The sequence below is a fragment of the Halothiobacillus sp. genome, assembly GCF_028710545.1.
Lineage (GTDB): Bacteria > Pseudomonadota > Gammaproteobacteria > Halothiobacillales > Halothiobacillaceae > Halothiobacillus.
Genome location: NZ_JAQTTX010000022.1, coordinates 1 through 14899 on the forward strand (window position 1 = coordinate 1; position 14899 = coordinate 14899).

The 14899-nt window shown below is 56.6% G+C and carries 14 protein-coding genes; 8 read left to right on the plus strand and 6 right to left on the minus strand.

Annotation, left to right across the window (positions count from 1 at the left end; translation table 11 throughout):
• The 5 genes from PHD44_RS06045 to rnhA form a co-directional block, all read left to right on the plus strand.
• The coding region (locus PHD44_RS06045) for a chorismate synthase (RefSeq protein WP_300189230.1) at positions 1-567 on the plus strand (567 nt) is incomplete at its 5' end.
• An 8-nt stretch (positions 568-575) separates the two neighbouring features.
• Positions 576-1490 (plus strand): restriction endonuclease, encoded by a 915-nt coding sequence (locus PHD44_RS06050; RefSeq protein WP_300189233.1) that lies wholly within the window; start codon positions 576-578, stop codon positions 1488-1490.
• Positions 1487-2689: an MFS transporter gene (locus tag PHD44_RS06055; RefSeq protein WP_300189235.1), complete on the plus strand. Its 1203-nt coding sequence runs from the start codon at positions 1487-1489 to the stop codon at positions 2687-2689. Before PHD44_RS06050 ends, PHD44_RS06055 begins: the two co-directional genes overlap by 4 nt.
• A 68-nt stretch (positions 2690-2757) precedes the next feature.
• Positions 2758-3591 (plus strand): class I SAM-dependent methyltransferase, encoded by an 834-nt coding sequence (locus PHD44_RS06060; RefSeq protein WP_300189238.1) that lies wholly within the window; start codon positions 2758-2760, stop codon positions 3589-3591.
• A 19-nt stretch (positions 3592-3610) separates the two neighbouring features.
• Complete coding sequence (gene rnhA / locus PHD44_RS06065) at positions 3611-4084, plus strand: ribonuclease HI (RefSeq protein ID WP_300189305.1); 474 nt, start codon at positions 3611-3613, stop codon at positions 4082-4084.
• Between the two features lie 143 nt (positions 4085-4227).
• Here rnhA and PHD44_RS06070 read toward each other — a convergent pair whose 3' ends face one another.
• From PHD44_RS06070 to PHD44_RS06095, 6 genes are all read right to left on the minus strand, one after another.
• Positions 4228-4836 carry a nitroreductase family protein gene (locus tag PHD44_RS06070; protein WP_300189239.1) on the minus strand — a complete coding sequence of 203 codons (609 nt, stop codon included), beginning with the start codon at positions 4834-4836 and terminating at the stop codon, positions 4228-4230.
• Between the two features lie 12 nt (positions 4837-4848).
• Positions 4849-5550, minus strand: coding sequence for a cupin domain-containing protein (locus PHD44_RS06075; protein ID WP_300189308.1), 702 nt, complete (start codon positions 5548-5550; stop codon positions 4849-4851).
• Positions 5551-5796: 246 nt separating this feature from the next.
• Positions 5797-6153, minus strand: a complete 357-nt coding sequence (locus tag PHD44_RS06080; protein WP_300189242.1) for a PepSY domain-containing protein — start codon at positions 6151-6153, stop codon at positions 5797-5799.
• 281 nt (positions 6154-6434) lie between these two features.
• Positions 6435-9482 (minus strand): efflux RND transporter permease subunit, encoded by a 3048-nt coding sequence (locus PHD44_RS06085; RefSeq protein ID WP_300189244.1) that lies wholly within the window; start codon positions 9480-9482, stop codon positions 6435-6437.
• A complete protein-coding gene (locus PHD44_RS06090; RefSeq protein ID WP_300189246.1) occupies positions 9479-10585 on the minus strand; it encodes an efflux RND transporter periplasmic adaptor subunit in 1107 nt (368 codons plus the stop codon). Before PHD44_RS06090 ends, PHD44_RS06085 begins: the two co-directional genes overlap by 4 nt.
• Positions 10586-10588: 3 nt before the next feature.
• Positions 10589-11947, minus strand: coding sequence for a TolC family protein (locus PHD44_RS06095; protein ID WP_300189247.1), 1359 nt, complete (start codon positions 11945-11947; stop codon positions 10589-10591).
• Between the two features lie 135 nt (positions 11948-12082).
• On the opposite strand from PHD44_RS06095, the gene PHD44_RS06100 reads away from it, so the two are divergent.
• From PHD44_RS06100 to PHD44_RS06110, 3 genes are all read left to right on the plus strand, one after another.
• Positions 12083-12763: a response regulator transcription factor gene (locus PHD44_RS06100; protein WP_298219815.1), complete on the plus strand. Its 681-nt coding sequence runs from the start codon at positions 12083-12085 to the stop codon at positions 12761-12763.
• Positions 12750-14201, plus strand: coding sequence for a HAMP domain-containing sensor histidine kinase (locus PHD44_RS06105; RefSeq protein WP_300189248.1), 1452 nt, complete (start codon positions 12750-12752; stop codon positions 14199-14201). Before PHD44_RS06100 ends, PHD44_RS06105 begins: the two co-directional genes overlap by 14 nt.
• Positions 14202-14435: 234 nt before the next feature.
• Positions 14436-14750, plus strand: coding sequence for a PepSY domain-containing protein (locus PHD44_RS06110; protein WP_300189249.1), 315 nt, complete (start codon positions 14436-14438; stop codon positions 14748-14750).
• Positions 14751-14899 lie beyond the last annotated feature (149 nt).

Here is a 14899-nt window from a genome sequence, read left to right on the forward strand (position 1 = left end):
TTCTGGCCCCCTGCACCGCAAATCCCCGCACTGGAAGCCTTTATGGATGGTTTGCGCAAATCCGGCGATTCAGTCGGGGCCAAGGTGACTGTGGTGGCTAAAGGCTGCCCACCCGGTTGGGGCGAGCCGGTGTTCGATCGGCTCGATGCCGAACTGGCCCATGCCTTGATGAGCATCAATGCGGTCAAAGGCGTGGAAATCGGCTCTGGTTTTGATTGCGTGGCCGCGCGGGGAACCGAGTTCCGTGATGAAATCACCCCCGAAGGTTTTTTGAGCAACCACGCGGGCGGCATTCTCGGCGGCATTTCCAGCGGGCAGGACATCGTGGCCCACATCGCGCTCAAACCGACATCCAGCATCCGTTTGCCCGGCCAGAGCGTGGATGTAACCGGCGCCTCGGCGGAAGTGATCACGACCGGTCGCCACGATCCCTGTGTCGGCATTCGCGCCACACCGATTGCCGAGGCCATGATGGCACTTACTCTGCTCGATCACGCCCTGCGCCATCGCGGCCAATGCGGTGGTGTGAAGAGCAGCACGCCGGTGATTCCGGCCCAGAAGAGTTAATCTGAATCATGGCAATTCCTGATTTCCAATCCATTATGCGGCCACTCCTCGAACACTTGGCCGATGGAAAGGTGCATGGAAATCGGGAAACCAATGATTACTTGGCTCAACATTTCCAGCTCTCGGAAGATGAGTTGGCAGAAATGCTCCCAAGCGGTTTTGCCCGACTTTTTGATAATCGCATTGGTTGGGCAAAAACGCATTTAAAGGGTGCGGGTTTTATTGAGTCGCCTTCGCGGGCTAAGTACCGTATTACGCAGCGTGGTCTTGATTCACTTGCCAATACTGTGGGGCCAATAAACATCGCGCACTTGCAACAGTTTGATGAATACAATCATTTCAAGTCAGGCTCGAAGGCAGAAAAATCTGTTTCGGGTTTGACCACAGATTCGTCTGAAACGGATGAAATGACGCCTTCCGAACAAATCGAATTTGGCTATCAAAAGATCCGACAAGAAATAGAAGTGGAATTGATTTCTAAAATTAAATCCGCTTCTCCTGCCTTCTTTGAACGATTAGTAGTGGAGTTGTTGGTTTCAATGGGGTACGGCGGTTCCCTGAAAGATGCCGGCCAAACACTTGGAAAATCCGGTGATGGTGGGATAGATGGCGTTATCAAGGAGGATCGATTAGGTCTTGATGTAATTTACCTGCAAGCCAAGCGCTGGGAAGGCACGGTTGGTCGGCCAGAGATACAAAAATTTGCGGGCGCTTTACAGGGGCAAAGGGCAAAAAAAGGCATTTTTCTTACGACATCGAATTTCAGTGTTGAAGCCATTCAATATGCATCATTTATTGATACTCGAATTGTTCTCATCGATGGCAAGCAGTTAGCGGGATTGATGATTGATACCGGCGTCGGAGTCACAAAAGTGGCTACCTACGAGGTCAAGAGACTCGATTCAGACTACTTTGAAGAATGATGCGCACCGTTCTGTTCGTCTATTTCCTCGGCTTCGGGGTTTTTCTGCCGTTTTTCAGCCCGTATCTGCTGGCGCAGGGTTTTAACGCGCAACAAGTCGGGGCGTTGCTGGCGGCTGTGATGTTCGCCAAGATATTCGGGCCGCTTTTATTGGGCTGGTGGGTTGATCACAGTAATCGTCTGATGCCGGCCTTGCGCAGCACGGCACTCTTTTCGCTTATCTTGTTTAGCGCGATCATCGGATTAACGCTGATTTCAGCGCCTTTTATCTGGTGGTTGGTGGCCTTGTTGCTGTTCGGCCTGGTCTGGCAGCCGATTCTCTCGCAATTGGATGTGCTCACGCTGCGCCTCGTGGCCGACGACAGCCATGCTTATTCGGCGATTCGGGCGTGGGGGTCGATCGGATTCATTGTCGCCTCGGTGGGTCTGGGGTGGGTCCTCAATGGTTTTATCGAATACAAGACCGCATTGATTTCCGGATTCATGTGGCTTTTTCTGCTCGGGCTGCTGATCCTGCTGCTGTTGATGCCCGAACCGAAGGCGACGCAGGCCCCATCGGTGCGTTCGGCTCAATTCTGGCCGGCGTTCTGGCGCCATCTGCGCCGGCCGCCGATGCTGGGATTTCTGTCGATGCAGTTTCTGGTGAATGTGGCGCACGGTGTTTACTATGCTTTTTTCAGTATTTATCTCGATTCGAAGGGGTATTCCGCCGGGGTGATCGGCCTGCTGTGGGCATTGGGCGTGGTGGCTGAAATTGTGCTGTTTTTCGTGCTGCCGCGCTTTTTGGCTCGGTTTGCCTTAAGCACGTTGTTCCTGTTGGCCATTGGCCTGATGGCGCTGCGTTGGGTGATGATCGGCACGTTGATTGACTCGCTGTTCTGGCTATTGCTGGCCCAACTTCTGCATGCGGCGAGCTTCGGCCTGACCCATGCGGTGGGCATTACGGTGATGCATCAGCAGTTTTCCGGCCCGATGCAGGCGCGTGGACAAGCGATTTTTTCCGGCTTGAGTTATGGCGGCGGCGCGGCGGTCGGGTTATTGCTGGCGGGTTTTTTATGGGCGCATGTCGGCGCGACCGGCGCCTTTTTGTCGATGGCTTTCGTTTCCGTGCTGGCGGGGGTAATGTGGTTCACCTGTCGTCGGCTGATGGATGACGCACCGACGTTTGCAGCGGGCGAGGTACTCACGGATGGGGTGTAACCGGTTTTCGACCGGCCTTGGCCCCCGAGGATTTGTGTTGAACGTGATTACTATTGAGAGGACGGGCAATGCGTAACGACGACCTTGTGCACGCACGTCACCCCACCGAACTGATTTCCCGTTGGTACAACACCCCGATGGGCGCCCGGCTGGCAAAAGACCTTGCTGCATGTCTTGGTCGATTGGCCGACGATGCCTTCGGTTACCACGCCGTGATGGTGGGTGCCGTGCTGCCCTGTGAGCCGCGCCTGCGTATTCGGGCGCGCACGCAAGTGGCTGCGACACGTGAAGAGTTGGCCGAAACGCCCTTGATGGCCGTGCAAGCCGATTTTGATTATCTGCCGATTGAAACCGAGTCAGCTGATCTGGTGATTGCGCTGCATGTGCTGGAAAGCACACGCGAGCCGCATGAGATCATGCGCGAACTGGATCGGATCATCCGGCCGGAAGGGCGGGTGATGATTGTCGGCGTGAACCCCGTGAGTTTCTGGCATTGGCAAAAATCCTGGCTCGGCAGGGAAAAAATGATGCGGACGGGGTATCTTGCCGGGCAGCATCGCGCGGCCTGGCGCGTGGTCGACTGGTTGCGCCTGCTGGGTTACGACGTACAGAGCGTGGAACACTTAGGCGGCGTGTGCCCTACGACCCGGCCACGGTTTTATGACAAAATGACCCGGTGTCGCGCCTTGAGCGGCAAATGGTTATGGTTCATGCAGGGTTTTTACGTGATCGACGCCGTGCGCCGCGTGAGTACCCCGACCGCCATCCGGCCCGCGTTTCGTCTGCCGCGAATGATTCCGAACAAAACCCGCGCAACCGTAGCCAATCAGACAACCTGCCAAACGACGCCCCCATCCAGACAACAGCCCAGCGGGCGAACCATCAACCTGTTCAAGAAATAGTATGACCACACAATTAACAATGGCACAGGATGCCTTGCAAGATGCTGATTCACAGGCTGCCACGCAGACCGTTCATATCTGGACCGATGGTGCTTGCAAGGGTAATCCGGGGCCCGGTGGCTGGGGTGCCTTGATGCGTTATGGCAAGACAGAGCGTGAACTCTGCGGCGGCGAGGCCCATACCACCAATAACCGGATGGAATTGCTGGCCGCCATCAGCGCGCTCGAAGCGCTTAAGCGACCCTGCACCGTCCACTTGACCACCGACTCACAATACGTGCGCCAGGGCATGCTCGAATGGCTGCCCAACTGGCGCAAAAAGAACTGGCGTCGCGCGGACGGCCAGCCGGTAAAAAATGCCGATCTCTGGGCACGACTCGATGAAGCCGCCCAACGGCACAACATGCACTGGCACTGGATCAAAGGCCACGCCGGACATCCGGAAAACGAACGCGCCGACCAACTCGCCAACCTGGGCACACCGAAGGGTTAAATTCATCGGCCGACTGGTTTTAAGCCCGATTTGGTTGCCCTGCGGCTGACAAAAAACCTGAATAACCGGCGTGCCCAAGGTCCTTGTTATGTGTTTTTCATTCACAGGTTCCTTCAATTCCATCGGCTGTTTGCAAGGATTACTTATTTTGGAAATCGGTTGCGAATCACGACTTCCTGCATGCCCAGTTGACCGGGTTTCGGCCAGACATCGCGCGTTTTCTTGCCAATGGCGACCATGAATGCGATTTCGTGGTCTGCAGGCAACTGAATGATCTTGGCCACAGCTTCAAAATCGAAACCATCCATCGGGCAGCTATCGAGCCCCATCGCTCGTGCGGAAAGCATGAGGGTCTGGCCTGCGATACCGCAACTGCGCATGGCTTCATCGCGCTGGGTTTGCGGTTTGTCCCGGTAGTAGGCGTCGATGGCGGGAACCATCATCTCGCGAACGGCATCGGGTGCATTGGCCCAGACCCGGGCGGCATTCTTTTCCCAACTGTTCAGGTCGGCACACAGAATGATCAGCATGGAGGCGTCCGTTACCTGTGCCTGATCCCAGGCCACGGCACGAATGGCCTGTCGTGTCGCCGCATCATCCACCACGACAAAACGCCAGTGTTGCAGGTTGAAGGCAGTGGGTGATTGCATGGTCAGATCAAGTAGTTCGGTTTGCTCGGATTCGGATAATTTGAATTCCGGATCGAAGTATTTCACCGCACGACGGCTACGGATGGCATCAAATATATGCATAAGGACACTCCTTCAAGTGGTTGGTTGAATCGAATGCTGGGCAAACCAGGAATCGGGGATGGGCAGATGACCGGTTTTGACGAAAATCGTGCAGCCCGTGTCGGTGAACGGCGTGTGTTTGCTCCAGTGCGGACTGCGCAGCCATGAGCCCACCGGGTAGCGACCGGTTTCGTCACAGAACTCGCCTTCGAGCACGAATATCTCCTCACCACCGAAGTGGTGATGCGGTTTGAAGTGGGTATTGGGTTGCCAACGCACCAGCGCGGTGTGTTCCCCGCCGATATCGGAAAGCGGCAACACTTCCAATCCGTCCACCAGACCGGGTAGCCATCGGGCTGTCTGGCTATCCACCACAATGTGCTGGTTTGACTCGTGCGGCAAATGGTGCAGCTTCACGAAAATCGTACAGCCTTCGGGCGAGAAGGGGGCGTGGCTTGAACCGGGTGGGTTGAGCACGTAGCTGCCTTTGCCGTAGCAGCCCTGCTCATCGCAAAACGTACCGTCGAGCACCAGAAATTCCTCGCCGCCGTGATGCGTATGTACCGGAAAATGCGCGCCGGGGGCAAACTTCACCAGACTGGTGGCGCGCGTGCCGTCTCCGCCCGCGCGTTCGATCAATTTGCGCTCAACGGTCGGTTCCGGAGATGAAACCCACGGCAATGCCGCAGTATCAACCATCGCGCGTTGGGTCAGGTCGGTGTGCAGTGGTGTCAGCGGGAATTCGGGCATGCTCGAAAAACTCTCGGCGGCGTAATCTGAAAAGGAGTGTGTCGAGGAAGGATAGTTCATCAAAAGCATGTCTGTGGGAATGGATTCAGCACACCGGCATTTGGGGGCCTGAGCGCAACACGCGGTTGCTGCGAACTTACGCCATTTCAATTGTGCAAGCGATTGAAATGGCGCCCCTTCCGTGGGGCGCATGGGCATATCGAAGAGCTTTCGAGGCGCCCCACGATAAGATTAATCGTCCTGTGTTTCACCATCCTTGTGGTCGTCTTTGTGGTTTGCATCGCCGTGGTCGATGCCGTTTTCAAGGACAGCACCGGTCACCGCATCAATCCCCACTTCATGCACGCCTTGTTGGGTTTGAATGTCGAACGAATAGCGCAGGCCTGAGCCGCCCTGTTCATGCTCCAGTTCGGCGTCCTTGATCGTGCCGGTTTGCAGTTGCAATGCCTGTGCCTTGGCCTGCTCCATGGTGATTTTGGCATCCGCCTTGGCTGGGCTGTTATTGGCATAGGCCGCGGCGGTACTGGCACCGAGGGCAAGAACAGCGGCGGCGGTCAAAACGCGTGATAAACGAAGGTTGGTTTTCATTGCATAATCTCCTGCTTGGGTTGAATCTGATTCCATCGAATCAGTGGAACCAGATTATCGAAGCGACCCTACGCTGAGATTTCGGCGGGATTAACTGTTATTCATGTACTGGCAGCCTGTCGGGCTTTAGGGAAATCGGCTGCAAATACATCTGGACGGCTCATATTTCACCGCTTTTTTGAGCAATAGAACCCGCTATTGCCCTGCAAAAGCGGCAAAATCTGCCCTCGCCCAGCTTGATTTTCGCTGCGATTCCTAAAGTCCGACAGGTCTGCTAGCAGTCAGTGATTGAGCGCGTACCGTTGCCGGATCATCAATCGATAAATAACCGGCATCACCAGCAAGGCCAGGGGAATCTGCACGATCATGCCGCTGATGATGGCAATTGCCAAGGGTTGTTGCATGGCCGAGCCTTGCCCGATGCCAAGCGCCAGGGGCAGCAGGGTCAAAATAGCAGCTAGGCTGGTCATGACGGTCGGGCGCAGGCGGCGCACACCGGCTTCAATCAAACGATCGCCCCATGGGCCGCTGCGGATGCGGCCGACTTCGAAAAAGTAGAACACGGCCACTTCGGTGACGATGCCGATGATCATCGTCAGCCCCATCAGCGAGGTGATATTGAGCGTTTGGCCGGTCACCCACAGCCCGAAAAACACCCCGGCCACGGCCATGAGCGGGGCGCTGATGATCGAGAGGCTGATGGCGAAGCGTTCGTATAAAAAAAGCAAGGCCAGAAACACCAGCGCGGTGGCGGTGGCAAATACCAGCATCAGGCCATGAAAGGCGATTTGCTGCTGCTGATACAAACCAGAAAGCTCGTAATAAACGCCTTGCGGCAGGATGCCCGGTTGTGCCAGGGCTTTTTTGACATCGGCAATGGTGCCGCCGAAGCCGCGTCCGCTGATCCGCGCCGAAACAGCCACCATCGGTTTTTGGTTATAGCGGGTGATTTCCGGCGTGCCGGTTATGGACACAAAATGCCCCACATCACCCACTCGAACCGGCTGCCCCGCCGTATTGGTCAGTTCCATGTTTTCCAGGCTTTGCGGCGTGGCGCGCAAGTGCGTGGGCGTGATGACGCGCACACCGACGACTTGCTCGCCTTCGGCAAGGCGGGTGGCGACGGTTCCGCCGAGCAGAGTGCCCATCTGCTGCACGATGGCGCCCGGCGTGATGTCGGCAATAGCCGCTTTATTGCGATTGATATGAAATTCGAGTGTATCACCGGCAATCACGAGGCCGTTTTGTACTTCTTTGATGCCGTTGATGCCGCTGATGGCTTTCGCTACCTTGGGCGCAAGTGCTTGCAGTTCCTGTTGGCTTTGACCGAACAGGCGAATCACGACCGGTCGGGGCGAACCTGTCAGATCACCGATCAAATCCCCCATGGGTTGGATCAGATCCTGCACGGTGACGCCGGGCACTTGATGGGCAATTTCCGTGGCGATGCGGTCCATTACCTTTTGTTGATGCGCGGGTGATTTGAGTTCGATGAATATATCCCCTTGATTGGCCTCGGTAAGCCCGCCGCCGAGTTGAGCACCGGTACGACGGGTCAGCGTTTTTACCTCAGGCATGGCACGAATCAAGGCTTCGACCTGCATCAGCTCGCGGTTGGTTTCGGTAAGGGATTGACCGGGCCGGGTTTGATAATCCAGCACAAAACCACCCTCGTTCATTTCCGGCATAAAGCCGGTGGGGATGTGCGTGAGACTTACCCAACCGATTGCAGCCAAACCGACGATCACCGGCAAAAGCAACATCGGTGTACGCAACAGGCGGAACAACAATCGCCGATAAGTGCGCGTCATCATGCTCTCCTGCGGCATAGTCATATCAGTCGGGGGCTTGGGCTTGATGTTCAAGCGATTGAGCAAAATCGGCACCAGCAACCAGGTGAACAAGAACGACAAGATCAGGCTGGACGCCATGGTCAGGGACAAGGCTTTGAAAAACGCGCCGGTCACGCCATCGAGAAAGGCCAGCGGGGCGAAAATAATAATGGTGGCCATCGATGAGCCAACCAGCGGGCGGGTGAATTCCGACAGCGGATGCAATAAATGCGGGTGACGCAGGGTGTGTTTTGGGTGCAACAGATACTCGATCATTACGATGATGTCGTCGATCACGAGCCCCACCGCCGCAGCCATGCCACCCAAGGTCATGATATTGAAATCCAGCCCGAATAATTTAAGCAAAATCAGTGTGCTGGCCATCACGGCGGGCACCACAAGCAAGGCCACCAACGTGACGCGGCCATTTTTCAGGAATAAAAACAGAATCAATATCGCAAACAGGATACCCAGTACGATGGCATCCCGTACGGATTGCGCCGAGTCGATGATCAGGGTGCTCTGGTCGTACCATTTTTTCAGCACCACGCCGGGTGGAATCAATTTTGCGTTGTCCTGCAAACTCGCGCTCACCGCATGGGCAATCGCTACGGTGTTTCCGCCCAGTTGCTGCTTGATCATCATGAGCACGGCCGGTTTGCCATCGGCGGTGATGCGTTGGTAATTCGGCACGGTTGAATGCACGACAGTCGCGATATCTGCTACTCGGATATTGCCCGCCGCTGAATGCCTGATTACCGCCTGCCCGATCTCGGCCGCATCGCGCAAACGGCCATCGGTGAGCAACAGTTCCAACCGATTGGGGGTTTGCATATGCCCAATCGCGTGTTGTCCCTGGCCACTGTTCAGCGCCGTGACGACTTCTTGCGTGGTGATGTTCAATGCCTTTAATCGTTCAGGGTCCAGCAGCACATGGTATTCCGGCAGCGCACCGCCCTGAATCTGAACCTGCCGCACGCCCGGTATGCTGGAAAGCAGCGGGGCGAGCGTGTATTGCGCCAGTGTGCGCAGATCGGTCTGACTTTGGCTGTCGGATGTCAGACTGTAGGCAATCACCGGAAAACGGGTCGGGTTTTCCCGATGCACGCGAAAGGCCGTGCCTGCAGGCAAGCTGGGTAACACCGAATTCATCGCGGCGGCGGTTTGCAACGCAGCACGGGCCGTGTCGGTGCCCCAGGCGAAGCGCAAATCCAGATCGGCACTGCCCCGGTTGGAGTTACTGGCGACGGATTGAACACCGGGCACCGAGCGCAGGGCTTGTTCGACCGGCTTGGTGATTGTGCGCACCATTTGCGCTGCATCGCGGTTACCTGCATCGACGGCGACCACAATCCGGGGAAAACTCAAACTCGGAAACAGCGCTACCGGCAGCGTCATGGCAGTGAACGCGCCACCAGCCACCAGCACCAACAGTAAAAACAACAACGAGCGTTGGTGGCGCAATACAAAGTGGGCCACCGCAGAATAAGACCTCATGGCTGAGCCCCGGTTGACGGTTCGGCAATCAATGTCATGCCCGCCGCCACATTCGGCGCACCCGTGGCAACCACCATGTCACCCGCCTTCAAGGCGCCCGATTCGATGGGTTCGACCACGCTATTCGCTTCAACCGTCGCGAGGACTCGCACCGGCACGGACACGGCCTTGTGCGCACGATCCAGCCAAATGCGCGGTTGGCCTTTGGTATCGGTTTGAATGGCCGCATGCGGCAATATCAACCCGGTGTGGCCCGGCAGTGTGAATTGCGCCGAGACGGCCTCACCCAGTACCCAATTTGGCGTATCGGTGGATTGATTGCTTGGCAGGTGCAGATGAATCGGTTGGCGATTGCTGCCCGGCAAAACCATCGGATCAATGGCGGAGATTTGGGTTGCCTGCGGCGGTTGATTGCCAAAAATCGATTGCACCTTCACCCCATCACCGATGGTCAATTGCCGGGCCACGGCGGCGGGCACCGGGACTTTGATTTCCCATTGCCCGGCATCCACCGTGGCCAACAGGGGTTGATTGGCCGTAAATACGCCGCCCAATTGCACGGAAATGGTCTGCACCACACCCGCCCGCGACGCGGTCAAGGTGTGTTCAGGCTGCGTGGCACCGCTGGCAACCAGCGACTGCCAGTTCGCTTCGGCCAAGGCCAGGCCCTGTTCTGCCTGCGCCCAGTCCGCTTGTGTCGCCAGTTGGGATTTGAGCATGACTTTGATTTGGGCCAGATGTTTGCGGGCAAACGCCAGATTGGCTTTTGCTTGCGCCACCTGCTGGCGTGTCTGGGCGCTGGTGCGCACTGTAAGCAAGGGCGCGTTTTTGCTGACCGTCGCGCCGGGCTGGACGAACAAGCGCGAAACTTGCCCCTCGAACGCGCAGCTTGTCACCCGAACCGCCGAAGGGATGGGCGCAATCTGCCCGGTAAATCGGGGTGTGGCTTGAAGCCGACCTTCAACGAGCGGTACGAGTTGAACGCGGATTTGCACGGGTTCGGTTGGCACGGTGTCGGCCGCATGCGCGGAAGTCAGAGCCGTGAGCGCCAGCAGGCCAATGAGCGTCCAGCGCGAAGCGGTGTAATTTAATAAAGAAAACATAGTTCAGTGTTCCGTGGGTGTCGGTGAATGGTTCGCGCCCGCGTTCGATGCGGGTAGAACGGCAGGATCGATGCCCACCAGCGCGGGCAGGGCATACTCGGCGCGTTGGCGTTCTGCGGCGTTCTGCAACAAGGCCAGACGTTGATTGACGACGGTTTGACGCAAGGTATCGACGGTATTGGCATTCACCAAACCCTGTGCCATTGCTTGCTCGGCTTGCGTCATCCGCCGGCGCAGCGCCGGTAGGTTCGCTTCAATCTCCTCGCGTGCGCGTTGCAGTTCGGCTTGTTTTTGCCGTAGCGCCGCGAAGTCACTGCGGATTTGCACCAAGCGATTTTGATATTGCTCTGCCGCCAGTTTCCGGCTGGTTTTCGCGACCGAAATCGCGTGGCGATTACCATCGAACGAAGGCAACACGAGATTGACGCCAACGCCAATGGTCTGCACCTTGGAGGTATCTTGCGCGCGGGTCAGCCCCAGGCTGATCGAGGGGAATTGATCGATCAGGGCTTGGCGATACTGCGCATCCTTCTCATCGATGGCCGCTTTGAGTGCCAGCACATCGGGGCGTTGGTCAATGGATGATGCATTGATTATCTGAGGAGAAAGCGCAGGTTGTGGTGGCTCGGTCAGCCGCAGTGCAGTATCGGCGGGCAACCCCAAAAGTTGCCGCAATTGGGCGCTGTCTTTAATCCGTTGCAGATTGGCCGCGTGCGCCATTTGCTGCCACTGCGCCACATTGGCCAACAGCAAGGCTTGCGTGTCGGCAGTGATCAGCCCCGCCTTTTCTGCCGCCGCATTCGCTGTGATCCGCTGATCGACCCATTGAATTTGGGTCTGCAGCAAGCGCGTCTGTTTTTGTAAATACCAAACATTCAGATATTGCTGCTGCACGGCGGCGGCCAGTTGCCACGCCTGCCAGCGATGATTCAGAATCGCCTGGCGCAAACGGGCCTGAATGGCTTGTTTGCGCGGAGCCTGTTTCAGCCAGAAACTCAAATCCTGACTCACCGATAAGCTGAAGGCGTTAAACAGCCCTTGTTGCCAGGGATGATCCAGCGATAACCCCAGGCTCATCGGCGGCGGCACATTTGCCAAACCGGCCTGTTGGCGCGCCAGTGCCAGTTGGGTGTTACTTTCGATCAGCTGTGGATTGTGACTTAACGCAAAAAGCGTGGCGCTATCGAGTGTCCAGGCCTGCTTGGGCGGCGTGGGTGAGATGGGCATTCCTGCCGTATCTGGCAGCGGCTGATACTGGGCGCAGCCAACCAATGCGGCAAGCAAAATCAGCAAGGTGCCCGCTCGCGCTGCGGCAAGCCAACGATGCGTTGTCTGATTCGGCAATTGTGATTCTAAAAACATAAATCCCTTCTCACTTTTAGGCACGGGGATGAGCCTTAATGACCACATCATAATGGCTTACGCCTTTGGAGCGAATGAACGCCACATGACCAAAATTTCATCTTTCAGGTCACATGGCTGTTTTAGAATAAGCGCATGAAACTACTACTGGTTGAAGATGATGTGCAGGCGGCGGCCTACCTCGCCAAGGGGCTTGAGGAAAGCGGACACTCGGTGGATCGGGCGGAAAACGGCACCGATGGCCTGCATCTGGCCATGACGGGCGAATACGATGCCTTGATCGTCGATCGCATGTTGCCGGGCTTGGATGGCCTATCACTGATCGCCGCCTACCGCGCGGCGGGCAGGGCAACGCCAGTACTTATCTTGTCTGCGCGCGGGGAAGTCGATGACCGCGTGACCGGGCTCAAGGCCGGTGGCGATGATTACCTCACCAAACCCTACGCGTTCTCCGAATTGCTGGCCCGGATCGAGGCACTCACCCGACGGATGCAAACGCGCGATTCGAGCGATACGCTGGCGGTGGCCGATCTCGTCCTTGATCGGGTGCGGCATAAGGTCACGCGTCGCGATCAACCGATCCTGTTGCAGCCGCGTGAATTTCGACTGCTGGATTACTTGATGCGCCACGCCGGACAGGTCGTCACGCGAACCATGCTGCTCGAACAGGTCTGGGGCTACCATTTCGACCCGCAAACCAATGTGATCGATGTGCATATTTCAAGGCTGCGCAGCAAAATTGATCGGGATTTCGATACGCCGCTGTTGCACACCGTGCGCGGTGCGGGTTATGTGCTCAGCGATGCGCCTGTCTGAACTTATCCGCCAGCCCGGCATGATCTGGCGGCGGTTTCGGCGCCTGTTGCGCACCAGCGTCTTCCGGCTGGCTTTGTTATTCGCCATTGCGTTCAGCGTGGTGGTCGGCGTATCTCTGGCCGGGGTGTACTGGCTGTCCACTCAATATATCGTCGGGCAAATCGATGTGAATTTGCAGGACGAACTGACCCAGTTACGCGGCGATATCGGTGAGGGTAATAGTAAGGACAGCAGTGAGGGCCTGATCGGGCAAATTCGGGAGCGGGTCTCGCAAAACGATAAAAGCAGCCGCCTATATCTCTTGGTTGATGCCAATCGGCATATTCTGGCGGGCAACCTTTTGGGGTGGCCCAAGGATTTGACCTGTGGCGAGCCGGCTGAATTCAGCGACCAAAGCGACATCGTGCCGAAAAACCGACAGGCGGAAGATTCGGACATCCGCGTGCGCGCCCTGAGTACGCAGCTCCCAGATGGGCGCTGTCTCTTGGTTGGACAAGCGATGATCGAAGAGGAAGGATTCACCGACCACACCGGTTATCTTTTGACCTGGGCCTTGGGCATCATCACCTTGTTTTCCTTGGCTGGCGGCGGCTGGATGGGGCTTGCCGTGTTGCGCCGCATCGACACCATCACCCATACCGCAACGCAGATCATGGCCGGGGAATTTTCCCGTCGCATTCCCGATGAAGGCAAAGGCGATGAGTTCTCGGATCTTTCCGCCCGGCTCAATCAAATGCTCGATCGCATCGACGAACTCATGGCCGGGATGCGGAGTGTCACCGACAACATTGCCCATGATTTACGCAGTCCGCTCACCCGGTTGCGCAACCGACTGGAAATATCCTTAACCCATGATCGCCCCGCCGATGAGTACCGCGAGGTGATGCAGCAAACCATGGACGACGCCGATCAACTCCTCGCACTGTTCAATACCCTGATCGCCATCGCCCAGGCGGAAGCCGGTGTGCGACGGGAAGTATTTACGACGGTAGATTTCAGCAGCCTTCTGCTCGATTTGGTTGATTTTTACCAGTTGGCGGCGGAGGATCGAGGCATTCATCTCAGCGCACAGATTCAACCGGGCATTACCCGCCTGGCCAGCCAAGGGCTGCTGACCCAAATCGTGGTCAATTTGCTGGAAAACGCCCTCAATCACATCCCCGCTGGATCAAAAGTAGCCGTTACACTCGCCCAGCAGGATAAAACCATCACACTCACCATCGCAGATAACGGGCCGGGTATCCCCAACCCTGCCGACCGTTTGCGCGTGCTGGAACGGTTTGTCCGGCTGGATACGGCGCGCAGCTCGCCCGGCAGTGGGTTAGGGCTTGCCTTGGTGCGCGCGGCCATGCACGAACACGGCGGTACCGTCGAACTGCAAGATAATCATCCGGGCCTGAAGGTCGTGCTGACTTTCCCTTGCCAGACGGAATTGTAGGAAATCCCCAGCAGATTCTTCCGGTACCTTCCGGCTGCTATTCCATTCCGATCGCTTGCGCGATTGATTTGGATACCGTATCCCTGTGGTGGCCTCAAGTAAGCGTTATCGGTTCCGATATCGGATTACCAAGTCTTCATGTTCCGGTCACCTTGTGGATAAGTGCCCCTTGTTAAGGTGATCCTGTATCAACGAAGTCGTTGATCACCACCTGAAACCAATGAGGTACGTATCATGAAATCACGTTATATCATCGCAACCATCACCGGCGTCAGCCTTTCGCTGATGGGCATTGTCGGCGCGCAGGCCTATAGCGGAGAAAACCTCGCCAAGCACGCAAAGATCACCATGACTGAAGCCCAGGGCATCGCCCTGAAAGCACGCCCGGGGACAATCGCTGACGAGGAGCTGGAAAAAGAGAAGGGCGGTAGCGGGTTGCGGTATTCTTTCGATATCAAAGGGACAGACAAGGTTGTCTATGAAGTTGGCGTCGATGCCCAGACAGGTTCTGTGCTCGAAAACGACAAGGAAAGTTCGCATCCCGATTAACATTCGGACCGTGTCTTGAGTTAAAAATGATCCGGCTCTCAACAGAAGCTCTGTTGCGGCCGGATTTTTTTCTGATCTGCTTCGGTAAGCCTGAGCGTAATCGAAGCACAATATGACTTTCTTCACCGTAGATTAGATTCTTCCACCAC

Coding starts and splice junctions, on each gene's coding strand:
- PHD44_RS06090 (WP_300189246.1), bottom strand. CDS start 10,585: ATGTTTTCTTTATTAAATTACACCGCTTCGCGCTGGACGCTCATTGGC.
- PHD44_RS06110 (WP_300189249.1), top strand. CDS start 14,436: ATGAAATCACGTTATATCATCGCAACCATCACCGGCGTCAGCCTTTCG.
- PHD44_RS06085 (WP_300189244.1), bottom strand. CDS start 9,482: ATGAGGTCTTATTCTGCGGTGGCCCACTTTGTATTGCGCCACCAACGC.
- PHD44_RS06060 (WP_300189238.1), top strand. CDS start 2,758: ATGCGTAACGACGACCTTGTGCACGCACGTCACCCCACCGAACTGATT.
- PHD44_RS06070 (WP_300189239.1), bottom strand. CDS start 4,836: ATGCATATATTTGATGCCATCCGTAGCCGTCGTGCGGTGAAATACTTC.
- PHD44_RS06100 (WP_298219815.1), top strand. CDS start 12,083: ATGAAACTACTACTGGTTGAAGATGATGTGCAGGCGGCGGCCTACCTC.
- PHD44_RS06095 (WP_300189247.1), bottom strand. CDS start 11,947: ATGTTTTTAGAATCACAATTGCCGAATCAGACAACGCATCGTTGGCTT.
- PHD44_RS06055 (WP_300189235.1), top strand. CDS start 1,487: ATGATGCGCACCGTTCTGTTCGTCTATTTCCTCGGCTTCGGGGTTTTT.
- PHD44_RS06080 (WP_300189242.1), bottom strand. CDS start 6,153: ATGAAAACCAACCTTCGTTTATCACGCGTTTTGACCGCCGCCGCTGTT.
- rnhA (WP_300189305.1), top strand. CDS start 3,611: ATGGCACAGGATGCCTTGCAAGATGCTGATTCACAGGCTGCCACGCAG.
- PHD44_RS06050 (WP_300189233.1), top strand. CDS start 576: ATGGCAATTCCTGATTTCCAATCCATTATGCGGCCACTCCTCGAACAC.
- PHD44_RS06105 (WP_300189248.1), top strand. CDS start 12,750: ATGCGCCTGTCTGAACTTATCCGCCAGCCCGGCATGATCTGGCGGCGG.